This window comes from Streptomyces sp. AM25 (assembly GCF_058146165.1).
Map to the genome: position 1 here is coordinate 103,304 of NZ_JBKIWN010000005.1, position 20,847 is coordinate 124,150.

The window sequence follows — 20,847 nt, forward strand, 5'->3', positions numbered from 1 at the left end:
GGCCGGCATCGGGTAACAGCCGCGAGCGCGCCATCAGGACGCCTGGCGCACGAGCGCATCACGGGTGGCCGGGCCGTACGTTCCCCGCTCGTCCTCGACGACCTCGTCCGCGACCGTCGACCACGTCTGGAACCTGCGGACCGATTCCTCGGTTGCGCTGTCGAAATGTCCGTAGCGATGACCGTGGTAGAAGCCGAGATGATGGAGCATGCGCTGCATGGTCGTCACTTCGGGGCCGTGGTCGCCGCGCTTCAGAACGTCCGCAGCACCCGGCGACGACGGAGACTCACGCGTGGGTGCGGAACTCCCCTTCCCCTGGGGACTGTTCGCAGCAGAGGGCGAACCGGAGGACGGCCGGCCGGAAGGTGATGTCCGGGCCGGGCCGGGCCTGTTCTCCTCGGCCCGCGCGGACTTGCCCGCTCGGTCACCGCTCCGCGTTGGGGACGGCACCGCGTGCTCCCGGGCGGGCTTTCCCCGCGACGGCGAACCCGGACCGCCGGTCGCGGCCCCGCTCTCCTGCGCATCGGGCAGCTCGGGGCGCTGACTGCTCTGGGCGGAGAGTCCGGAAGTCGACGATCGGTCAAGCCCGTTGACAGCACCGACGACGATGCAGGGGACGGCCACGACTCCCAACGCAGCGAGCACCGGAAGCCTGGGCGCCAGCAGGCCGCGCCTTCGGTGGGAAGGAGGCTCCGGCACGATGAGACGCTGCGGCCGGGTCGTCTCCGAGTCCGTCTCGCCGTGTTCGGGCGGCGGCTGCCGCTCGTGGTCGTTCATCGGTCGGACGCTCCCCTTTCGGTCCGCCAAGGCAGCGCGGACAGGCCGGCTCCGAGCCGAAAGGACGAAATTCCTTGACAAAGGCTCACGCCGGTACGGCACCATTTTGCCCCCCAAGGTGGTGGTTACCGATAGCCGATGGGGCTGGAATCCGAGGTCGAACAGTGACCGCTGAATCAACCGCCGCCATGGCCGGATCAACCTTGGTGATTGCGAGAACGATCACTTCGGCCGGTAGCCTGCCCTCCATGGTTTCCGATGCGAGACTGAATGGCCCATGAATAGCACGGCTGTCGAGGCGCACATACGGGCCTATCTGGCCACGGACACGGGGCACAGGTTTCCCGTGGATCTACGCCTCCGGTACGTGAGGGCGGCGCCTTATGAAATCGGTGTGGAAGTGCTGAGGAACAGCCGGGCATATTGCCGGTCCGTTCTCGGCCGCGAGCTCCTCGCCCTCGGAATCTCGCGGGAGACGGGACAGCACGCCGCTCGGGTCTGCCCCGGGGCGGGCCCCAACGAGACACGCCTGATGCTGGCCGGAGACCCTCTGCAAGGGGGCGGCTTCCTGGCCCCCGTCGTACAGACCCACGCCCTCATCGGGTTCTTGGGCCACACGTACGGAATGGTCCCGCCCGGCTCTGAAGCAATGGACTTCGACAGTGACCTGGCCGAGCTCCTCACCAACCCGTGAGGCCCTCTCCCCCCCCCCGCCCTCAGCGGAATCACCACAGATCATGAAGGTTCTTTTGCCCGCTGCCGGCGCCGTGCTGGGCCGACGCCCCCCGCCGTGGACCTGCGTGCGTCCGCGTCCGCGACTCTGTCGGCACAGTCGACTTCTGGCGTCAGGAATATCCTTTCGCGCTGCCCCGCGCGCCCGAAAATTCCCGATACTGCAAAGCTGGCCCATACGTGGCTGTGCACACCCTCTCCGGATTCAGCTATGCGGATTCCCCGTTGCTTCAGGAAATTACCGCACGGGGCGCCATGTGAGCCATTCGACAGATCACCGGGCCCGCAGGATCAGCCTCTTGAATCCTTGGCAGGAACCAACCTCGCCTTCCGATTTCATCGGCATGTCCGAGATTTTCCCTCGGATCACGAGGAAGTCGCGACCCCGCTTCGCTCGATCATTACTTCACGGACCTAACGAACTACCCTGTTGCCGTGTCGTCAAGAATTTACTTCTTGACGCTCTCTTGACCTCCGGGGTTGAATTCCTGCCACCCAGGCCGAAACATTCGGCCATGTCAGGAAGGCATCAGTCCATGAACAAGAATCTGCGACGTCTGACAGTGGCAGCAACAGCCGTTTCCATGGCCGTCGGCCTTGCAGCCTGCGGTAGCGCGAAGGACTCGGGCGGCGAAGCAAAGGACAAGGACAAGAAGGGCCCCCTGACGATCGGGCTGCTGCTGCCGGAGAACCAGACCGCCCGTTACGAGCGCTTCGACAAGCCACTGATCGAGAAGAAGATCAAGGAGCTGGCGGGCGCGGACACCACGATTCTCTACGACAACGCCAAGCAGGACGCGTCGGTTCAGCAGCAGCAGGTCGACACGATGATCACGAAGAAGGTCGATGCGCTGATCCTGGACGCGGTGGATGCGAAGTCGATAGCGAGCTCGGTGAAGAAGGCCGCCGACAAGGGCATCCCGGTCATCGCCTACGACCGCCTGGCCGAGGGGCCGGTGAAGGCCTACACCTCCGTCGACAACGAGCGCGTCGGCAAGATCCAGGCCGAGTCGCTGCTCAAGGCGCTGGGCGACAACGCCTCCAAGGGCCAGATCGTGATGATGAACGGCTCCGTCACCGACCCCAACGCGAAGATGTACAAGGACGGTGCGCATTCCGTCCTGGACGGCAAGGTGAAGATCGGCAAGGAGTACGACACCAAGGAGTGGAAGCCGGAGAACGCCAACGAGAACATGAAGGGCGCGATCTCCTCGCTCGGCAAGGACAACATCGTCGGGGTGTATTCCGCGAACGACGGTATGGCGGGCGGCATCATCACCGCGCTCAAGAGTGCCGGCTTCGACAAACTCCCTCCGGTCACCGGCCAGGATGCCGAACTCTCCGCCGTCCAGCGGATCCTGAAGGGCGAGCAGTTCATGAGCATCTACAAGCCCTACCAGCCCGAGGCCGACGCGGCCGCCGAGCTGGCCGTCGCCCTCGCCCGCGGCGAGAAGCTGGACTCCGTCGCCACCTCGACCGTCGACAGCGGTTCCGAGAAGGAGATCCCCGCCATCATCGTCACGCCGCTCGCCCTGACCAAGGACGACATCAAGCAGTACGTGGGCAAGGAAGGCTTCTTCACCCTGGATGACATCTGCACGCCCAAGTACAAGGCCGACTGCACCAAGGCCGGCCTCAAGTAGCCCGCGCAGCAAAAGGGAGTTGATGTCTCATGTCCGCTGTGCCCGTGCTGGCGTTGCGTGGTGTCTCCAAGCGGTTCGGGGCCGTCCAGGCACTGACCGAGGTCGACCTGGAGATCCGTGCCGGTGAAGTGGTCGCCCTGGTCGGTGACAACGGCGCCGGAAAGTCCACTTTGGTCAAGGCGATTGCCGGGGTGGGCCCGGCGGACGAGGGGGTGATCGAGTGGGAGGGCCGGCCGGTTGCCGTGGACCGCCCCCACACCGCCCAGGAGCTGGGCATCGCGACCGTCTACCAGGACCTCGCACTGTGCGACAACCTCGATGTCGTCGGCAACCTCTTCCTCGGCCGGGAGACCGTGCGCGCCGGGGTGCTGGACGAGGTCGAGATGGAACGCCGCGCCCGTGAGCTGCTGGCCACCCTCTCCATCCGCATCCCCAGCGTCCGCATCCCCGTCGCTTCGCTCTCCGGCGGGCAGCGCCAGACCGTCGCCATCGCCCGTTCCCTCCTCGGCGAGCCCAAGGTCGTCATTCTCGACGAGCCCACCGCCGCCCTCGGCGTCGAGCAGACCGCCCAGGTCCTGGACCTGGTGGAGCGGCTGCGCGAACGCGGCCTCGCCGTCATCCTCATCAGCCACAACATGGCCGACGTCAAAGCCGTCGCCGACCGCGTCGCGGTCCTGCGCCTGGGCCGCAACAACGGCACCTTCGACGTCCGCACCACCAGCCAGGAAGACATCATCTCGGCCATCACCGGCGCCACCGACAACGCCGTCACCCGCCGCCGGGCGCGGAAGGACGGCGGAGATGACGGCCAGACTGCAAAGGCACAGCAATGAGCATGAACCTCTCCCAGATCACCCCACCCAAGCCTCCGGACAACACCCCACCTGGCCGCGACCCGCGCCTGCTGGTCCGCCAGGAGGGCTTCGCCGGCTACTGGAGCGACTTCGGGCGCAAGCTGCGCAGCGGTGAACTGGGTTCGCTGCCCGTGGTGGTCGGGCTGATCGTCATCGGCCTGGTCTTCCAGCTGAAGGACTCCGCCTTCCTCGGCCCGGAGAACCTCTCCAACCTCTTCGTCACCGCCGCGGGCACCGGACTGATCGCGGTCGGCATCGTCTTCGTCCTCATCCTCGGCGAAATCGACCTCTCCGTCGGCTCCGTCAGCGGACTCGCAGCCGCCGTCTTCGCCGTCCTCAACATCAACCACGGCATGCCCGAATGGCTCGCGCTCGTCCTGGCCATCGGCTCGGGAGCACTGATCGGTGCCCTGCACGGCTTCTTCTTCGCGCGGATCGGCGTGCCCGCCTTCGTCGTCACCCTGGCCGGACTCCTCGGCTGGAACGGCCTGATGCTCCAAGTGCTCGGCTCCAACGGCACCATCAACCTCGACGACTCGGGCATCGTCGCCTCCTTCACCAACCACTACTTCAGCAACGTCTCCGCGGCCTACGGCCTGGCGACCCTGTGCGTGGCGGCGTTCTTCCTGTTCTCGTACCGCGACAGCAGGCGCCGGAACGCGGCCGGCATGCCGAGCCGGCCGCTGAGCGAAATCGCCCTGCGGACTGCCGCCTTCGCAGTGCCGGCCTATGTGCTCGCCTGGCTGTTCAACCAGTACAAGGGCCTGCCCCTGGCCGTGGTGATCTTCCTCGGGGTGGTCGTCGCCCTCGACTTCGTGCTGCGGCGCACCCGTTACGGGCGCACCGTCTACGCCCTGGGCGGGAGTGTGGAGGCCGCGCGGCGTGCGGGCATCAACGTCGCGGCCGTGCGGATCTCGGTGTTCGCGCTGTCCGGCACGATGGCAGCGCTGGGCGGGATGTTCCTGGCCTCGCAGATCAACGCCGCCAACCAGTCCTCCGGCGCGGGCAGCCTGCTGATGAACGCCATCGCCGCGGCCGTCATCGGCGGCACCAGCCTCTTCGGCGGCCGCGGCCGCACCTGGTCGGCGCTCCTCGGCGTCCTCGTCATCCAGTCCATCGCCTCCGGCATGGCCCTCCTCGGCATCGCCTCCGCCGTCCAGTACATGATCACCGGCGCGGTGCTACTGGCCGCCGTCGTCATCGACTCCGTCTCCCGCAAGACCCAGAAGTCTGCAGGACGGACATAGCCGACCATGCCGAGGGCCGACGGAAAGCACGGCGGGGGGACACGGCAGGGGCACGGCCCGGCTGCACGGCCGACAACGTGCCACAACAGCGATTGGGAAGGACTCCCGCTCATGATTTGGAACCTGCGGCTGACCGCTGCCAAGAAGGGCATCTGGAAGGCGGCCGAACTGCAACGGAAGCTGGCGGAACACGGCTTGGTCGTCTCGACCGCGAAGATGTCCGGGCTGTGGTCCGGTCAGCCTCTCTCCATCAAGCTCAAAGACCTTGACGTCATTTGTGCCGTCCTCGATTGCGAGGTGGGCGATCTGTTGATACCCGAGCCGGAAAAGGTCGCCTGGCGTGGGCCGAAGAAGCCCAAACCCGCGCCGGCCGACGAGGCGAGCGCCGGCCCCTCGCTGATCCCCCGGCAGCCGGGGGTTCGTCCGCCGCTCTGGACCACACCGCTGACACGCCGTCCGGACGAGCCGAGCTCCGGCTGAGTTCTTCCGAAGGGTTTGTCACGAAATCACCGGCCCCGAGGACGACGATCGCGCGTCCTCTTGGGGCCGGTGTCGCAGGCTCACTCCCGAGGTCGAGCCTCACGCGGAATGCCGGGCCTCATCCCACCGTGCTGCAGCGATACGGCCCCGTAGGTGTACCGGTTTTGTCGAGCAAGGTGACCGATACTTGTTCCGGGCGGATCTCGGGGTGCAGCACGTGCTGGGCGCGAGCGAGGGTGCAGGTGACCTGGTCGAGGCCACGGGTGAGCATCTTGACCCTGGGCAGCGCGAGGCGGATGTCGGGGCCGTCTGCCGTCACGTCCGGCTTCCATTCGGATGCCGGTCCGGAGACGTGCACCTCGGTGCGCATCCCCTGTCGTCGCTCCTCGTCGGACGGTTCGGCGAAAAGCATCACCAGCGCGGAGTCCAGGTCAGTGATCTGGTCGGTGGGGCGTTCGACGCCGACGAGCCTGTCGCCCTGGAGGAAGTAGACCCGCATGCCGTTGGACGGGCCGGGGGCCGGTGCGCCCGCGTCGATGACGCGGCTGGGTTGGATGCCGCAGCCGGTGAGGACAGCCAGACACAGGGCGGTGCCTGTCGCGAACCAGCCCCTCATGCTCCGCATGGTTCCGCCTCGTTCCGGAGAGTATGCGGGAGGCGGAGCGTGAAGAGCGCACCGCCTCCCGGCCGTTCGTCGGCGTCGATCGAGCCGCCGTGCAGGCGCGCGTTCTCCAGCGCGATGGCCATGCCGAGTCCACTGCCCTCGGAGCGGGTACGGGCGGCATCGGCTTTGTAGAAGCGGTCGAAGACACGCGAGCAGGCCTCGGGCGACAGGCCGGGGCCGCAGTCCGCGACGGTGAGCAGCACCTCGTCGCGGGTCTCGGTGAGCGCCACGGTGACGGGCGGGGCGCCGTGACGCAGTGCGTTTCCGACCAGGTTGGCGACGATGACGTCCAGGCGACGCCGGTCCACCCGTGCCCAGATGCCCTCGGGCAGCTCCGCTGCAACTTGCCCGGTCCACCCGCGTGCGGCGAGAGCGGCACGTACCGTGTCGGCGATGTCCGTGTCGGAGACGTTGAGCCGTGCCGCGTGCGCGTCGAAGCGGGAGATCTCGATCAGGTCGTCAACGAGCCTGGAGAGCTTGGCCGTCTCGGCGCTCACCGTGCGGGCGGCCGCCGCAGTGTCGGGTGGCAGTTGGTCGGCGTCCTCGTCGAGGACCGTGGCCACCATCGTCATCGCAGCCAGCGGAGTGCGCAGTTCATGCGATACGTCGGCCACGAAGCGGCGTGCTCTCTCGTCCTGTTCGCGCAACTCCTCGACGGAGGATTCCAGCGCCGCCGCGGTGGAGTTGAAGGTGCGGGCCAGGCGGGCGAGTTCTCCGCGTCCCTTTGCGGGCACGCGTGTGTCGAGTTTTCCGGCGGCCAGCTCCGCGGTGGCCCGGTCCAGGCTGCGGACCGGGCGCAGCACCGTCGCGGCGGCGAGCAGTGCGAGGACGGTGGCCAGGGCGAGTACGGGCAAGGTGCCGCTGCGTACCGCGGTCAGCATGGCCTCGCCGCCGCGCTCTTCGGGGACGAGCGAGACCAGTGCGTACACCTCCAGGACGGAGCGGTCACCGGTCCGGCTGAGGGTGACAGGGGTGCCGACGGCCAGCCAGGGCTCACCGGCGCGCTCGACCCGTTGGAAGGCGAGCCGTCCCCGGTCGGCGATGTACTGGCGAAGGTCGGTGGTGATCGGGGCGTCGGCGGCGGCCTGGCTCGAGGCGGCGGACAGGTCGCCGTAGCGGACCTGGATGTCGGCCTCCATCCGCTGCGCGAGTGCCTCGGCAAGGCGCCGCAGCGTCTTCTCGTTCGGCGGTGCGGTGAGCTCGGCGGCCTCTTGGCCGACGCGCTCGCGGAATTCGGTGGCGGTGCGGGTCTGGGCGCGGTCCAGGAGAGCGTTGCGGGCTTCGCGGTAGGCGAGCGCTGTTGCCGTGACCGCGCTGATCAGGGCGACCAGGGTGAAGGCCAGCACCAGCCGGCCGCGCAGGCCTCCGAGGGCGGTGAGCAGTCGTCTCATATGGGCCCGAAGCGGTAGCCGAAGCCGCGCACGGTCTGGATGTAGCGAGGCCGTACCGGGACCGGCTCGATCTTCGCGCGCAGCCGGCCGACGGCAGCGTCGACCACCCGGGAGTCGCCGAGGTATTCGTGGTCCCAGACGGAGCGGAGCAGTTGCTCGCGCGTGTGCACGCGCCCGGGGGTGGAGGACAATTCCAGCAGCAGTCGCAACTCGGTCGGCGGCAGGGCGACCGGCTTGCCGCCGGCAGCGACGGAGAGGGCGTCCCGGTCGATTCGCAGCTCGTCGTGCACCTCCACCTCCCGGGCGCTCTGTGGTCCCAAGTGCAGGGCGGCGTCGCTGCCGGGCTGTGGCGCCCGGCGCAGAGCGGCGCGGATACGGGCCTCCAGCACCCGGGCCGTTGCGGGCTTGACCACGTAGTCGTCCGCACCCGCCTCCAGGCCGCTGACCACGTCGATGTCGTCGCCCCGGGCAGTGAGCATGATGATCGGCAGGGTGCCGACGGCGCGGATGCGGCGGCACACCTCGAAACCGTCGATGCCAGGCAGCATCAGATCGAGGACGACGATCTCCACGCCGTTGTCGGGCCGCTGCAGCAGTTTCAGCCCCGCCTCTCCGGTGGCGGATGCGTCCACGCGGTGGCCGTGGCGGCGCAACACGAGGGCCATGCCGTCGCGTACGGAGTCGTCATCCTCGATCAGCAGCACATGGGACATGTCGCCAATTATGCCGCGGTTGATTCGCCGGCAGACCGCTGAGATCGCTCAGATATGCCGTCGCTGACTCTGCTGCACGTTCATCACGCGAATTATCCAGCAGCCGCGAATATTTGTTACCTGCCCATCACACAGCCATGCACAGGTCATACAACGCCTCGGTGAAAGTGGCTCGCATGAACACACGAACCCGCACCAGGACGCACTGGGCACTTGTCGTCACCGTCCCGCTCTTCGCCCTGCTCACCGCCTGTGGCGGCAGCAGCGGATCTGGGGACGGTGTGGCGTCGGCGGACGACGGAGCCACAGCCACTCCGTCCACGGCCGGAGAGGACAAGAAGAGTGAGGGCAGCGGCTCGCAGGGCGGGAAGTCCGCTTACCACGACGCGCTGGTCAAGGTCCATCAGTGTCTGCGCAAGGAGGGGGTCAAGGGCCTGCCCGAAATCGATGCGAAGAAGCGGGTGGACATGCAGAGCCTGCCCAAGGACCCCAACCTCAGCGACGCCGAGCTGGGCAAAGTCCGCAATGCTCGGGAAACCTGCAGCGACCAGCTCAAGGCGGCCTACGAGGTCGAGCCGAAGCCCGACAATCAGAAGCTCTACGAGGCGATGCTGAAGTTCGCCCAGTGCATGCGTAGCAACGGTGCCACGAAGTTCAAGAACCCGCAGATGCAGGACGGCATTCCCTCACGGGGCGGCGAACCGAACCCCGCCAACCCTCAAATCCCGCGCGACGTTTATGAGCGCGCCGAGACCACCTGCAACAAGCAGGTGCCCGAGGAATTCCGGGAGTGGATCTGAGTGAAGCGCCAGACGATCTATGCCGCGGTCGGCGTCACCGTGCTCGCGCTGGGGGGCGGCACGTACACCCTGCTCGACGGGGCGGAGCGCCCGGCCACCACCCAGGATGCGCGCGTGCCGGCCGCCACCGACAGGATCACCCGCACCGACCTCGTGCAGAGCAAGAACCTGTCGGGGACCGTCACTTATGCCGACCGTGTCGCTGTCAAGGCGAGCGTCGAGGGCACGGTGACGCGGGCGGCGGAGACCGGGAAGAATGTCGGCCGCGGCAACCGGTTGTACGACTTGGACGCCCGCCCCGTGATCCTGCTGTACGGCGAGACTCCGATGTTCCGGGACCTGAAGGCCGGTGACGTCGGCCCCGACGTACTGCAGTTGCGGCGGAATCTGCAGAGCCTCGGGTTCGGCCCGCCCACCGTCCTCGGTCCGAAGTTCGACAAGGAGACCGAGGACGCCGTCAAGCGTTGGCAGAAGTTCCTCGGGCATCACCGGCCCGACGGCAAGGTGGCCCGGGGCGACGTCGTCTTCCTCGATGGTCCGGGGCGGATCGCGGCCGCCGATGCAGAGAAGGCCGAGCAGGTGCAGCCGGGAAAGACGGTCCTGACGCTGAGCTCGGACGTGCCGGTGGTGGAGATGTCGGTGTCCGCCGAGGACAAGAAGCTGGTGCGGCCCGGCACCAGGATCGAGGTGCAACTGCCCAGCGGCACAAAGGCCAAAGGCAAGGTGAAGCGGCTGGTCTCTCCCCGCGGTGACGACGACGCCGACGGTGGTGAGGCGAAGGCCGAGATCGCCCTGAACGGCAGACCGAAGATCACCGACAAGGATCGTGAGCCCGACCAGGCCACTGTCACCATCATCACCGAGCGGAGCGACAACGCGCTCTCCGTCCCCGTCGACGCGATCGTCGCACTGCGCGAGGGCGGCTACGGTCTTGAGATCGTCGAAGGCGGCAGGATTGCCCGCACGGTCAAGGTCGAGACCGGCGTGACCGCCGACGGCCGGATCGAGGTCAAGGGCACAGGATTGCAGGAAGGAATGAAGGTCGGGGTGGCCGGACGATGACCACCCCGATGATCGAACTCATCGGTGCCGGCCGGATGTACCCCGGTGACGTCCACGCCCTGCAGGAGGTGGACCTGAGAGTCGAGGCGGGCGAACTGCTGGCCATCGTCGGACCGTCGGGCTCGGGCAAGTCCACGATGCTCAATCTGATCGGCACCCTCGACCGCCCGACGACAGGCGTCGTGCGTGTTGCGGGACACGGTGTCACACAGCTGTCGGACGCGGGGGTGTCGGCACTGCGCGCCGCCCACATCGGCTTCGTGTTCCAGCACTTCCACCTCGCCTCCGGCCGCACCGCGGTGGACAACGTCGCCGACGGTCTGCTGTATGCGGGCGTGGCGCTGCGCACACGGCGGGCACGAGCGTACGAGGTGCTGGAGCAAGTGGGACTCGGGCACCGCGTCGACCACCTGTCGCACCAGTTGTCCGGTGGTGAGAAACAGCGCGTCGCGATCGCGCGGGCGATGGTGGGGCGCCCCGGGCTGCTTCTCGCGGACGAGCCGACCGGAGCTTTGGACACGAAGTCCGGCGAGGTCGTGACGCGGCTGCTGCACGAACTGCACCAGGGCGGGACGACGGTGGTCGTCATCACGCACGACAACGAGATCGCGGCGGCGTTGCCCCGGCGGGTGCGGGTGCGGGACGGCGAGATCGTCGCCGACGAGACGGCGGTGCTGCTGTGAGCGATACGCAACCGCTCCCGACGGTGCCGGAGCCGGAGGCCGTGCCACCGCCGAAGCCCGCCCGGCTGCGGCCCGCCGACATCCTGCGTGTCGGGGCCGAGGGGCTGCGGGCGCGGCGCAGCCGGGTTGTGCTCTCCGCGCTCGGTATCGCGATCGGCATCGCGACCATGGTCGCCGTGGTCGGCATCTCCAGCTCCAGCCGGGCCGATGTGCTCGCGCAGTTGGACCGGCTCGGTACGAACCTGCTCACCGCCGATGCCAACGCGCCCGAGGGCAAGCCGCCGCCGAAGCTGCCGAAGAACGTCTCCGCGATGGTGGAGCGCATCAGGCCCGTGGAGACCGCGACCGACACGGCCAAGGTGGAGAAGGCCGAGGTGCGGCGCAGCGACGCGGTGCCGGTCGAGTACGGGCCGGGGGTGGGTGTGCAGGCGGCCCGCCCCGGGCTGCTGGAGGCTGTCAGCGGGCGGGTGGCCAAGGGGAAGTGGCTCGACTCGGCGAGCGAGCGGCTGCCGTCGGTGGCCCTGGGGGCGGTCGCCGCACAGCGGCTGGGCGTGCACGAGCCGGGCGCGAAGATCCTCGTCAACGACCAGTGGTTCGTGGTCACAGGGATTTTGGCACCGGTCGAGCTGGTACCGCTCCTGGATCGTTTCGCGTTCACCGGATTCGCCGCCGCTGAGCGGTATCTCGGCTTCGACGGGCATCCGACGACCGTGTATTCGCGGTCGCAGGACTCTGCGGTTCCGCTCGTGCAGCAGGTCATGGCACGCACGGTCAACCCTGGCCAGCCGGGCACGGTGCAGGTCAGCCGGCCGTCGGACGCGCTGGCGGCGAAGGCCGCCACGGACAAGGGGCTGCAGACGCTGATGCTGGGGCTGGGCGCGGTGGCACTGCTCGTAGGCGGTGTCGGTGTGGCCAACACCATGGTGGTGTCGGTTCTCGAGCGGCGGCCGGAGATCGGACTGCGGCGGGCCCTGGGAGCCACCCGCGGTTCCATCCGCTCGCAATTCCTGTGCGAATCGCTGCTGTTGTCCGCGCTGGGCGGAGTCGGCGGGGCCGTGCTCGGTGCGCTGGCGACCGTCGCCTTCGCGTCCGCCCAGGGGTGGACACCGGTGGTGCCGCCGTGGGCGTTGGTGGGCGGTTTCGGGGCGACGCTGTTCATCGGCGTGCTGGCCGGGCTCTATCCGGCGACGCGGGCCGCGCGGCTGGAACCCACTCGGGCGCTGGCGGCGGTGTAGGCAGCGCGCGTCGAACACAACGAGACTCCGGTTGCCGGGGTGACCTTTCAAGTCGACCTGAACAGCCGGAGCTTCGATGTGCCGGAGGTCTTCCATAGCCACGTGTTCGGCGTGGGCGTCGTCACTCTCTGGTATCGGTGCTTCTGGTCGCGCCCCATGCGGTCCCGGCCTGCCGCAGTGGGCCAGTGGGCCCGTCATGCTCCGCATGACGCCCTGGCCCGTCTCAGCTGCCGCACCGCCGGACCGCTCGCCGTCCGGCAAACGCCCAGCACGTCGGCCCTTCGGCGGCTGCTGACCACTTCGTGTCCCGGAGGCCTGGCCGGTCTGCTCGGATACACCCGCGACGAAGCCGGAACGGTGGGCCGCCTGGACTTCAAAGCCCAGCAGTCCTGCGTACAATATGTTGCATGCCAGTGCCCTCCGATCGTGGACTCGTCGCCAGGTCTCTTCTGCGCGAGAAGGCCTACATCGCACTTCGGGATGCCATTGTCGATGGCACACTCGCCCCGGGCGAGCGTCTCAATGACGCTGACCTGATCACTTGGCTGGGTGTCAGCCGCACACCCATCCGGGAGGCCCTCACCCGCCTGGAGCATGCAGGGCTGGTGCAAACGAAGCCGGGCCGTCACACCATGGTCAGCCCCCTGGACGTGCGGGCGACGCACAACGCCCAATCGGTCACAGCCGCCATGCACGAGCTGGCCATGCGGGAAGCGGCTCCGAACCTGTCCGCAGCCGAGCTCGATGCCATGCGCACAGCAAACACCCGATTCGCCGCGGCTCTGCGCAACAAGGATGTTGCGACAGCCCTGGCCGCCGATGACGAATTCCACCATGTGGCCGTTGCAGCTTGCGCCAACAAGGCCATCCAGAACGTTCTGGAGCAGTTCACTCCGATGGTGCGCCGCATGGCTCGGCTGCGGTTCTCGTCGGCATCCGGGCGTGATTCCGTCACACAGCATCGACGGATCATCGAGCTCTGTGAGCTCGGTGACGCGGAAGGCGCGGCGGCCGCAGTCCGAGAAAACTGGCAGTCCCTGGTGCCGCTGATCGACAACCTAGCGCCGGACGACGGTCCTGCAGTGTAGGCACACATGGCGATATGCGTACGTGATCGAGGCCGAGAACGCCGGCGACCTGCCGCAGCGACCACTCGGAGGCGGTGGTGTGGTCGACCAACTCCAGCACGCCGACCTTGAGATGGCGCCGTCGCGGGGCGGGACCGCTACCGGCTTCAGGTCCATCACTCTCTTCCCTGGTCCGGGTGGAACGCGACGGCATGCGCGGTGAGCGCGGCCTTCAGCTGCTCGACCTCCTCTCCCACGTGGCTTCCAACGCGAAAGTATCAGCACTGGCATCCCACCGCCCGAACCGTGGCATGCCACACATCGCGCGAGTGCATCCAGCCGGGCACCTCACTGCAAACCGAGTATCCCGTCAGATCTGGAGCGACCCGGGACATTGCGCTGCTGCGGTCCGGTGTATGCGCCCAGCGGGCGGATGAGCGCGTTGTGTTCGAGTTGTTCGGTGATGTGCGCGCTCCACCCGGTAATCCGGCTCATGACGAAGATGGGTGTGAAGGTGGGAATGTCGAAGCCCATGAGGTGGTAGGCGAGGCCGGCCGGGTAGTCGAGGTTGGGGTGGATTCCCTTGTGGGTGATCATGGCCTGCCGAAGGGTGGAATGGAGGTCGGCAAGCCGACTCGCTGTGGGGCTGTTCGAGCAGGCCACCAGATGATCGGTGGCTTCCTGCATGATCGGGACGCGGGAGTCGCCGTGCTTGTAGACCCGGTGCCCAAAACCCATGATCTTGCGCTTGTCAGCGAGAGCCTCGTCGAGCCAGCTCTCGACGCGGTCGGAGTCGCCAATCTCGTTGAGCATGTGCATCACGGCTTCGTTGGCTCCACCATGCAGCGGTCCTTTGAGCGCCCCGATGGCCGCGGTGATCGCGCTGTATAAGTCCGAGAGTGTGGAGGTGACGACCCGGGCGGTGAAAGTGGAAGCGTTGAAGCTGTGTTCGGCATAGAGGATCAGTGAGATCTCGAAGCACCGGAGGACTTCGGGTACCGGCACGGTGCCGAAGCACATGTGGAAGAAGTTCTCGGCCAGGCCCAGCGTAAGGTCGGGCTGGATCGGGGGCAGGCCCTGACGCCTCCGGTGGTCGGCGGCGATCACCACCGGAAGTCGGGCCAACAGGGCCAGCGACTTTGCACGGTTCGTTGCGTCGTCGCCTTCTTCGATCGGGTCTTCGGCTCCGAAGAAGCTCACTGCGGTGCGCAGCACGTCCATCGGGTGGCAGGTTTCGGGCAGCCGGGTCAGTAGTTCGGCGGTGGTGCGGTCCAGCCTGCGCAGGGCGCGTTCGCAGGCCTGGAACTCCTGCAATTGCCCGGCGTTCGGCAGTTCACCGTGCCAGAGGAGGTAAGCGACTTCTTCGAACGTGCAGTGAGCGGCGAGATCCTGCACGGGATAACCGCGGTAGGTCAGGGAGTTGGTGTCCTGCGTGACGGTGGAGATGGCAGTGGTGTCCACGACGACACCGGTGAGCCCTCGGCGGATATCAGCGGTCTTGGTGGCGGCGGTCATTTTCGCACACTTTCTGTGAAGCCGGGTTTCACGGGCCGGGCGGGAGGGTGAAGTCGAAGACGGCCGAGTCGAAGGCCGAATACTCCTGGTAGTCGAGCAACTCGTAGAGTCGCGAGCGGGTTTGCATGCGAGGGAGCAGCGACCGCTGACTGCCTTCGGTGGCGAGGGTGTGCAATCCGTCCTCGATAGCCCCCATCGCCAGACGAAGAAGGGTGACCGGGTAGAGAGCGATGTTGTAGCCGAGGTCTTCCAATGTGCGGGTGTCGAGGAGTTGACTCTTGCCGAATTCGGTCATGTTGGCGAGCAGAGGTACGTCGATCGCGTTGCGGAACGCTTCGAACTCGGCTTCGCTCTGGAGGGCTTCGGGGAAGATCGCGTCGGCGCCCGCGTCCACATATGCCTTGGCGCGGTCGATGGCGGCATCCATGCCTTCGACTGCGCGGGCGTCGGTGCGGGCCACTATCAGGAAGTCGCGGTCACGGCGGGCCTCGACGGCGGCTCGAAGGCGCAGGATCATTTCCTGGCGCGGCACAATGGTCTTCCCGTCGAGGTGGCCGCAGCGTTTGGGGTTGACCTGGTCTTCCAGGTGGAGTCCGGTCAGGCCCGCATCTTCCATCAGCTGGACGGTGCGGGCAGTGTTCAGCGGTTCACCGAAACCGGTGTCGGCGTCGATGAGCGCAGGCAGATCGGTGACCCGGGTGATCTGCTGGGCGCGGGCAGCGATTTCGGTCGAGGAAGTGAGTCCGATGTCGGGCAGGCCCAGGTCGGCGGAGAGGACGGCCCCGGAGAGGTAAACGGCCTCGAATCCGGCGTCTTGAACGAGGCGGGCTGAGAGGGGGTTTACCGCGCCCGGCATGCGCAGGAGGCGGCCGGATTCGAGCTGGTCGCGGAAGGAGCAGCGGCGCTGTTCAGCAGTGGTGCGGGTGTGGAGCATCAGAACAGCCCCTTGGGGAGCAGGGAGTCATTAGCCGTGATTGCGTCGGTGTCGACGGCAGGGAACAGCAGATCGAGTTCGGCGGCGTCCAGCTTGGCAAGCCGTCCGGCCGCGTCGAGGAATATGTCCTGAGCTGCTCCGGTGACCAGGTCGTCCGTCAGGGTGCGGAACTTGGCGCTGTAGCCGCTGTGGTCGAAGGGCCGGGCGCCGGCAGGATGGGCGTCTGCGACGGCCAGTTCGTCCTCGACGGTCCTACCGTCGGCGAGGGTGATCACCGCGCGCCCGCCGAAGGCCCGACGTGACGGGTCGGGGTCGTGGTAGCGGCGGGTCCACTCGGGGTCCTCGACAGTGGTGATCTTCCGCCACAGTTCCACGGTGGTGGGTTGCTGGGCGCGTTCAGGACGGTAGGAGCGTTCGTGGTGCCAGTGGCCGTCTTCCAGGGCAACGGCAAAGATGTACGGTACCGAGTGGTCGAGGGTCTCCCGACTGGCGGTGGGATCGTACTTCTGCGGGTCACCCGAGCCCGAGCCGATCACGTGGTGAGTGTGGTGGCTGGTATGCAGCACGATGCTGCGGATCTCGTGCAGTGGTCCGATCCTGTTGCGCATCCGGCGTGCCAGGTCGATGATCGCCTGTGCCTGGTATTCGGCGGAGTGCTCTTTGGTGTAGGTGTCGAGGATGCCGCGACGGGGTTCACCCGGTTCCGGGAGGGAGACGGTGTAGGCGGCATCGGGGCCGCCAAGCATCCAGGCGATGACCCCGTCCTCGCCCTCGTAGATCGGTGAAGGGGATCTTTCGCCGCGCAGGGCCCTGTCTACTGCCTCGATGGCGCACTTTCCGGCGAAGGCGGGCGCAAACGCCTTCCAACTGGAGATCTCGCCCTTACGGGACTGCCGGGTGGCGGTGGTGGTATGCACGGCCTGCTGGACCGCCTGATAGACGGTCATGGTGTCCAGTTCCAGCATGGCTCCGAGGCCGCAGGCGGTCGCGGCACTCAGGTGGGTGACGTGATCGATCCGGTGCTTGTGCAGGCAGATGCCTTTGACCAGGGCGACGTGGATTTCGTAGGCGGTGATGATGCCGCGCAGCAGATCGGCGCCACAGCGTCCAGTGCGTTGTGCCACGGCCAGCAACGGCGGAATGTTGTCGCCGGGATGCGAATAGTCGGCGGCCAGGAACGTGTCGTGGAAGTCCAGCTCACGCACAGCAGTCCCGTTCGCCCATGCGGCCCACTCGGGCGAGACGCGCAGACCCTCGGGAGCACCGAAGACCGAAGCCCCGCGATCGATTGGGTGAGCGAGCGCCTGGCAGCGGGCCACCGCTACCGGGCGGCGGCGAAGGGAGGCCGTGGCAACCGAAGCATTGTCGATGACCCGGTTGACGGCCATCGAGGCCGCAGCCGGGGCGATGACGTGATTGCTTTCACGGTCGGTGGCAACTGAGGCGAGCTTCCATGCAAGTTGATGCTGGCGAGGCAGCCGTTCTGCGCTCGGGTGAACGTGTACCTGGTGGTCGAGCATACGGATGCTCCTTGGTAGTGGCCTGGGCAGTGTGCGGTGTTGAGAACTGCTGCGTTACGGCTGATGCTGATCACTGTTCGTCATCAGCCAGGAAGGCCGAGTCCGCAGGGACATGCGGTGCAGCCGCATGGCCGATCCGTCCGCCGACGACCTGGTTGCGAAAAGGAGCCGACGGTCGAGGGGGCACCGGATCTGCGGGAGTGACCGGCATCCCGTCGAGGCGGCTGTACCAGGCCACCTCTTCCAGACGGGACTTGACGGTGTTGAGGAAGCGGGCGGCGTCCGCTCCGTCAACGATGCGGTGGTCATAGGAGAGAGTCAGGTGGACCATGTCACGGAAGGCAATCGTGGGGGCGAGTTCGGCGCTCTGCGCGATGACGGGGCGGCGTACGATCGCTCCGACACCCAGGATGGCCGCCTGAGGCAGGGTGACGATCGGGGTGTCGAACAGGGCACCTCGGGAACCGGTATTGGTGACGGTGAAGGTGGCGCCGGGCAGATCGTCGAGGGTGATGTTGCGGTTACGAGCACGTGCGGCCAGGTGGTCGACGCCTTTGGCGATGCTGACGATGTCCAGCTCGCCGACGTCATGGAGGACAGGGACCATCATGCCGCGCTCGGTGTCCACCGCGATGCCGACGTGTTCGACGTCGTGGTAGGTGATGGTGCCCTCCGCCTCGTCGAGGCTGGCATTCACCACCGGGTGAGCCTTGAGCGCTTCGGCAGCGGCCTTGATGAAGAATGGCATCGGGGAGAGCTTGATGCCCTCTTGAGCCCGAAGTATCTCCATGGCCTTGGCTCGCAGGTTCATGATGCCGGTGACGTCCGCCTCGACCACAGTGGTCAACTGTGCTGACTTCTGCAACGCCTTGACCATGTTGTCGGCGATCACCTTGCGGATGTGCGTCAACGTGACGGTCTGTCCGCGAAGCGAAGGTGCGTCGGAGGTGGCGGGCGCAGCCGGCACGTCACCAACGGATGGTGCAGGTACAGCGCAGCCGACGGTTTCGACAGGGATCGGTACCAACGGCGCAGCAGCGCCGCCTGCGTTGGAAGTCGGCATGCGGGAGGCAGCGAGTGCACCGCCGGCCTCGTCGATGACGGCCAGTTCGACGCCGATGCCCACCGACTCGTTCTCAGCGACCTTGATGACGGCGAGCACACCGCCCTCGGGAGCAACGATTTCGGCATCGACCTTGTCGGTGGAGACTTCGAGCAACGGCTCACCGGCCTCGACACGCTCGCCCTCACTCTTCAGCCAGCGAGTGACGGTGGCCTGGGTTACGTTTTCACCAAGCGCGGCCAAAGTTACAGAAATCGTCATCGTTGCCACTCCTAATGATGCATTTCAACGAGAAGACGCCGCGGGGGCCGGAATTTCCGGAAATCACACTCGGAAGCCGTCAGCCGACCGCGGGGAGAGCGGCCTCCGAAAGGACTGGTTCAGCACCACTGCCTGGTCCGGCAGGACTCAGGCCCTCGCGATCGGCCTCCGGCAAGAGGCCGCGGCGGCTGGCGCCTCTCTGCTCAGCAGGTACGGCCGTTCTGCTTGCCGAAATGTAGACAGGAGACGCCAGGGCTGCGCAATATGCATCACAAAAATTGAGCAATCTGCGCAGACGAGAATCAACATGGAGGTCGGCACTTGAACACTGTGAACAATGGCCCGGCAGTCGACACCACGGATGCACGGATTCTGCTCGCCCTCGCGGACGATCCCCGAGCCACGATCGTGGCCTTGGCATCCGCCCTGGCGCTGTCGCGTAACACCGTCCATGCACGGCTGGCCAAGCTGGAACAAAGCGGCATTCTCGGCTCGTTCGAACGACGCATCACTCCGGCGGCACTGGGCCACCCCCTGACCGCATTCGTCACAGCACGGGTGGACCAGCACCGCCTGGCCGAGGTGGCCCGGGCACTGGAGGGCATTCGCGAAGTGGTCGAAGTCTTCGGCCTCAGCGGTGAGGGCGATCTCCTCGTCCGCGTGGTCGCCTGCGACGCAGAGGGCCTCTACCGGGTAGCCGGACACATCCTCACCGTTCCCGGCGTCGAACGAACCACCTCTGCAGTGGCTATGCGCGAACTGGTGCAGTACCGCCTCACCCCGCTGCTGCGCCGCATAGAAGGAAATCCGGGCACGCCGCGCTGACCGATCCGGGGAGGGGTCTTGGGCTGGACTCTTGACAGGATCAGGATGGCAGCATGCAATATATTGCATGTGGGTCGATCTCTCGCGGCCCGGAAGGGTCGGTGCCGCAGAAGCGGGCGGCCCTGACGCACCACACGATCACATCGAGCGTTGCCGGAAGGCGCGAAGACCCACAGAGCCATGGTGGTTCACGCCGCGCTCACCCACTTCGGGCAATCCCCTAACTCCTGGCCATCCTTGGAGGTATCCGTGTCTCTCGACGACTTCACGCGCTATCCGCTGCCGTTCGGCCCCAGCCCGGTGCACCCGCTGGACCGGCTCAGTGATCATCTTGGCGGCGCCCGTATCTGGGCCAAGAGAGAGGACTGCAACAGCGGGCTGGCCTTCGGCGGCAACAAGACCCGGAAGCTCGAGTACCTGATTCCTGATGCGCTCAAGCAGGGTGCGGACACCCTGGTCAGTATCGGCGGGGTGCAGTCCAATCACACCCGGCAGGTGGCCGCGGCCGCCGCCAAGGCGGGCCTGAAGGCTGTCCTGGTCCAGGAGAGCTGGGTGGACTGGCCGGACGCGGTGAACGACAAGGTCGGCAACATCCTCCTCTCTCGCATCATGGGAGCCGACGTACGCTCGGTCCGGGCGGGATTCGGTATCGGCTTCAAGGAGAGCTGGCAGCAGGCGCTCGATGACATCCGCACCGCAGGCGGGACACCGTACGCCATCCCCGCCGGCGCCTCCGACCATCGGCTGGGCGGACTCGGCTTCGCCAATTGGGCCTACGAAGTCGAGGAGCAGGAACGGGAACTGGGAATCTTCTTCGACACCATCGTCGTATGCAGCGTCACCGGCAGCACCCACGCCGGCATGATCGCCGGCTTTGCCGGCCAGGACCGCCCCCGCCGGGTACTGGGCATCGACGCCTCGGCCAAGATCTCCGAGACCCGGGCCCAGGTGGAGAAGATCGCCCGGAATACCGCCGAGCTCATCGGCCTCGGCCGCGACCTCCGTGACGACGAAATCACCGTCCTGGACGGCTGGGCCGGCGACCTGTACGGCATCCCCGTCCAGTCCACCATGGATGCCATCCGGCTCAGCGGGCGCCTCGAAGGCATGATCATCGACCCTGTCTACGAGGGCAAGTCCATGGCCGGGCTCATCGATCTGGTCCGAAGCAAGGACATACCCAAGGACTCCAACGTCCTCTTCGCCCACCTCGGCGGCCAGCCCGCCCTCAACGCCTACAGCGGCCTGTTCCACTGATCCAAAACGCGGCGCAGCCCATGCCGCCACTTGCAAAGGGGTCCGACATGACGGGTATCACCAGGATCAGCCCGCCTCCCGTGCACTCGACACCCGATCCGCCGGCCCTTCCTGGACTCGACGT

General features: G+C 67.0%; 20 protein-coding genes. 12 read left to right on the top strand and 8 right to left on the bottom strand.

Features of this window, described 5'->3' with window-relative positions; translation table 11 throughout:
* Nucleotides 1-33: 33 nt before the first annotated feature.
* Nucleotides 34-882, bottom strand: a complete 849-nt coding sequence (locus tag ACLHRZ_RS07985) for a peptidoglycan-binding domain-containing protein (RefSeq protein WP_490417575.1) — start codon at nt 880-882, stop codon at nt 34-36.
* A 172-nt stretch (nt 883-1,054) separates the two neighbouring features.
* Between ACLHRZ_RS07985 and ACLHRZ_RS07990 the strand changes: the two genes are divergently transcribed.
* The 5 genes from ACLHRZ_RS07990 (at nt 1,055) to ACLHRZ_RS08010 (ending at nt 5,733) form a co-directional block, all read left to right on the top strand.
* Nucleotides 1,055-1,471, top strand: a complete 417-nt coding sequence (locus ACLHRZ_RS07990; protein ID WP_490417576.1) for an SsgA family sporulation/cell division regulator — start codon at nt 1,055-1,057, stop codon at nt 1,469-1,471.
* Between the two features lie 574 nt (nt 1,472-2,045).
* Nucleotides 2,046-3,152, top strand: coding sequence for a substrate-binding domain-containing protein (locus ACLHRZ_RS07995; RefSeq protein ID WP_490417577.1), 1,107 nt, complete (start codon nt 2,046-2,048; stop codon nt 3,150-3,152).
* A 29-nt stretch (nt 3,153-3,181) separates the two neighbouring features.
* Nucleotides 3,182-3,985 carry an ATP-binding cassette domain-containing protein gene (locus ACLHRZ_RS08000; protein WP_490417578.1) on the top strand — a complete coding sequence of 268 codons (804 nt, stop codon included), beginning with the start codon at nt 3,182-3,184 and terminating at the stop codon, nt 3,983-3,985.
* Nucleotides 3,982-5,253, top strand: a complete 1,272-nt coding sequence (locus ACLHRZ_RS08005) for a sugar ABC transporter permease (protein WP_490417579.1) — start codon at nt 3,982-3,984, stop codon at nt 5,251-5,253. The genes ACLHRZ_RS08000 and ACLHRZ_RS08005 overlap by 4 nt, the downstream gene beginning before the upstream one ends.
* Before the next feature lie 111 nt (nt 5,254-5,364).
* A complete protein-coding gene (locus tag ACLHRZ_RS08010; protein ID WP_490417580.1) occupies nt 5,365-5,733 on the top strand; it encodes a helix-turn-helix domain-containing protein in 369 nt (122 codons plus the stop codon).
* Between the two features lie 118 nt (nt 5,734-5,851).
* Here ACLHRZ_RS08010 and ACLHRZ_RS08015 read toward each other — a convergent pair whose 3' ends face one another.
* The 3 genes from ACLHRZ_RS08015 to ACLHRZ_RS08025 are packed head-to-tail and all read right to left on the bottom strand — an operon-like array spanning nt 5,852 to nt 8,501.
* On the bottom strand, nt 5,852-6,349 hold the full coding sequence (locus ACLHRZ_RS08015; protein ID WP_490417581.1) for a hypothetical protein: 498 nt from the start codon (nt 6,347-6,349) through the stop codon (nt 5,852-5,854).
* The gene (locus tag ACLHRZ_RS08020; protein ID WP_490417582.1) at nt 6,346-7,788 is read right to left on the bottom strand and encodes an ATP-binding protein; all 1,443 of its coding nucleotides are present in this window, start codon (nt 7,786-7,788) and stop codon (nt 6,346-6,348) included. The genes ACLHRZ_RS08015 and ACLHRZ_RS08020 overlap by 4 nt, the downstream gene beginning before the upstream one ends.
* Nucleotides 7,785-8,501: a response regulator gene (locus tag ACLHRZ_RS08025; protein ID WP_490417583.1), complete on the bottom strand. Its 717-nt coding sequence runs from the start codon at nt 8,499-8,501 to the stop codon at nt 7,785-7,787. The genes ACLHRZ_RS08020 and ACLHRZ_RS08025 overlap by 4 nt, the downstream gene beginning before the upstream one ends.
* A 176-nt stretch (nt 8,502-8,677) precedes the next feature.
* Between ACLHRZ_RS08025 and ACLHRZ_RS08030 the strand changes: the two genes are divergently transcribed.
* From ACLHRZ_RS08030 to ACLHRZ_RS08050, 5 genes are all read left to right on the top strand, one after another.
* The gene (locus ACLHRZ_RS08030) at nt 8,678-9,301 is read left to right on the top strand and encodes a hypothetical protein (protein WP_490417584.1); all 624 of its coding nucleotides are present in this window, start codon (nt 8,678-8,680) and stop codon (nt 9,299-9,301) included.
* Nucleotides 9,302-10,363 carry a peptidoglycan-binding protein gene (locus tag ACLHRZ_RS08035; RefSeq protein WP_490417585.1) on the top strand — a complete coding sequence of 354 codons (1,062 nt, stop codon included), beginning with the start codon at nt 9,302-9,304 and terminating at the stop codon, nt 10,361-10,363. It begins immediately after the preceding gene.
* On the top strand, nt 10,360-11,046 hold the full coding sequence (locus tag ACLHRZ_RS08040; protein ID WP_490417586.1) for an ABC transporter ATP-binding protein: 687 nt from the start codon (nt 10,360-10,362) through the stop codon (nt 11,044-11,046). The genes ACLHRZ_RS08035 and ACLHRZ_RS08040 overlap by 4 nt, the downstream gene beginning before the upstream one ends.
* Nucleotides 11,043-12,281 carry an ABC transporter permease gene (locus tag ACLHRZ_RS08045; RefSeq protein ID WP_490417587.1) on the top strand — a complete coding sequence of 413 codons (1,239 nt, stop codon included), beginning with the start codon at nt 11,043-11,045 and terminating at the stop codon, nt 12,279-12,281. The genes ACLHRZ_RS08040 and ACLHRZ_RS08045 overlap by 4 nt, the downstream gene beginning before the upstream one ends.
* A gap of 407 nt (nt 12,282-12,688) precedes the next feature.
* On the top strand, nt 12,689-13,369 hold the full coding sequence (locus tag ACLHRZ_RS08050; protein WP_490417588.1) for a GntR family transcriptional regulator: 681 nt from the start codon (nt 12,689-12,691) through the stop codon (nt 13,367-13,369).
* Between the two features lie 327 nt (nt 13,370-13,696).
* Here ACLHRZ_RS08050 and ACLHRZ_RS08055 read toward each other — a convergent pair whose 3' ends face one another.
* From ACLHRZ_RS08055 to ACLHRZ_RS08070, 4 genes are all read right to left on the bottom strand, one after another.
* Nucleotides 13,697-14,863, bottom strand: a complete 1,167-nt coding sequence (locus tag ACLHRZ_RS08055; RefSeq protein WP_490417589.1) for a bifunctional 2-methylcitrate synthase/citrate synthase — start codon at nt 14,861-14,863, stop codon at nt 13,697-13,699.
* A gap of 28 nt (nt 14,864-14,891) precedes the next feature.
* Nucleotides 14,892-15,797 (bottom strand): methylisocitrate lyase, encoded by a 906-nt coding sequence (prpB, locus tag ACLHRZ_RS08060; RefSeq protein WP_490417590.1) that lies wholly within the window; start codon nt 15,795-15,797, stop codon nt 14,892-14,894.
* Nucleotides 15,797-17,317, bottom strand: coding sequence for an MmgE/PrpD family protein (locus tag ACLHRZ_RS08065; protein ID WP_490417591.1), 1,521 nt, complete (start codon nt 17,315-17,317; stop codon nt 15,797-15,799). Before ACLHRZ_RS08065 ends, prpB begins: the two co-directional genes overlap by 1 nt.
* A 70-nt stretch (nt 17,318-17,387) precedes the next feature.
* A complete protein-coding gene (locus ACLHRZ_RS08070) occupies nt 17,388-18,641 on the bottom strand; it encodes a 2-oxo acid dehydrogenase subunit E2 (protein WP_490417592.1) in 1,254 nt (417 codons plus the stop codon).
* Between the two features lie 330 nt (nt 18,642-18,971).
* On the opposite strand from ACLHRZ_RS08070, the gene ACLHRZ_RS08075 reads away from it, so the two are divergent.
* Nucleotides 18,972-19,466, top strand: a complete 495-nt coding sequence (locus tag ACLHRZ_RS08075) for an Lrp/AsnC family transcriptional regulator (RefSeq protein WP_490417766.1) — start codon at nt 18,972-18,974, stop codon at nt 19,464-19,466.
* A gap of 249 nt (nt 19,467-19,715) precedes the next feature.
* The gene (locus tag ACLHRZ_RS08080) at nt 19,716-20,723 is read left to right on the top strand and encodes a 1-aminocyclopropane-1-carboxylate deaminase (RefSeq protein WP_490417593.1); all 1,008 of its coding nucleotides are present in this window, start codon (nt 19,716-19,718) and stop codon (nt 20,721-20,723) included.
* Nucleotides 20,724-20,847: the final 124 nt, after the last annotated feature.

Coding starts and splice junctions, on each gene's coding strand:
- ACLHRZ_RS07985 (WP_490417575.1), bottom strand. CDS start 882: ATGGTGCCGTACCGGCGTGAGCCTTTGTCAAGGAATTTCGTCCTTTCG.
- prpB (WP_490417590.1), bottom strand. CDS start 15,797: ATGCTCCACACCCGCACCACTGCTGAACAGCGCCGCTGCTCCTTCCGC.
- ACLHRZ_RS08040 (WP_490417586.1), top strand. CDS start 10,360: ATGACCACCCCGATGATCGAACTCATCGGTGCCGGCCGGATGTACCCC.
- ACLHRZ_RS08070 (WP_490417592.1), bottom strand. CDS start 18,641: ATGACGATTTCTGTAACTTTGGCCGCGCTTGGTGAAAACGTAACCCAG.
- ACLHRZ_RS08050 (WP_490417588.1), top strand. CDS start 12,689: ATGCCAGTGCCCTCCGATCGTGGACTCGTCGCCAGGTCTCTTCTGCGC.
- ACLHRZ_RS08025 (WP_490417583.1), bottom strand. CDS start 8,501: ATGTCCCATGTGCTGCTGATCGAGGATGACGACTCCGTACGCGACGGC.
- ACLHRZ_RS08000 (WP_490417578.1), top strand. CDS start 3,182: ATGTCCGCTGTGCCCGTGCTGGCGTTGCGTGGTGTCTCCAAGCGGTTC.
- ACLHRZ_RS07995 (WP_490417577.1), top strand. CDS start 2,046: ATGAACAAGAATCTGCGACGTCTGACAGTGGCAGCAACAGCCGTTTCC.
- ACLHRZ_RS08010 (WP_490417580.1), top strand. CDS start 5,365: ATGATTTGGAACCTGCGGCTGACCGCTGCCAAGAAGGGCATCTGGAAG.
- ACLHRZ_RS08030 (WP_490417584.1), top strand. CDS start 8,678: ATGAACACACGAACCCGCACCAGGACGCACTGGGCACTTGTCGTCACC.
- ACLHRZ_RS08065 (WP_490417591.1), bottom strand. CDS start 17,317: ATGCTCGACCACCAGGTACACGTTCACCCGAGCGCAGAACGGCTGCCT.
- ACLHRZ_RS07990 (WP_490417576.1), top strand. CDS start 1,055: ATGAATAGCACGGCTGTCGAGGCGCACATACGGGCCTATCTGGCCACG.
- ACLHRZ_RS08015 (WP_490417581.1), bottom strand. CDS start 6,349: ATGAGGGGCTGGTTCGCGACAGGCACCGCCCTGTGTCTGGCTGTCCTC.
- ACLHRZ_RS08020 (WP_490417582.1), bottom strand. CDS start 7,788: ATGAGACGACTGCTCACCGCCCTCGGAGGCCTGCGCGGCCGGCTGGTG.
- ACLHRZ_RS08005 (WP_490417579.1), top strand. CDS start 3,982: ATGAGCATGAACCTCTCCCAGATCACCCCACCCAAGCCTCCGGACAAC.
- ACLHRZ_RS08055 (WP_490417589.1), bottom strand. CDS start 14,863: ATGACCGCCGCCACCAAGACCGCTGATATCCGCCGAGGGCTCACCGGT.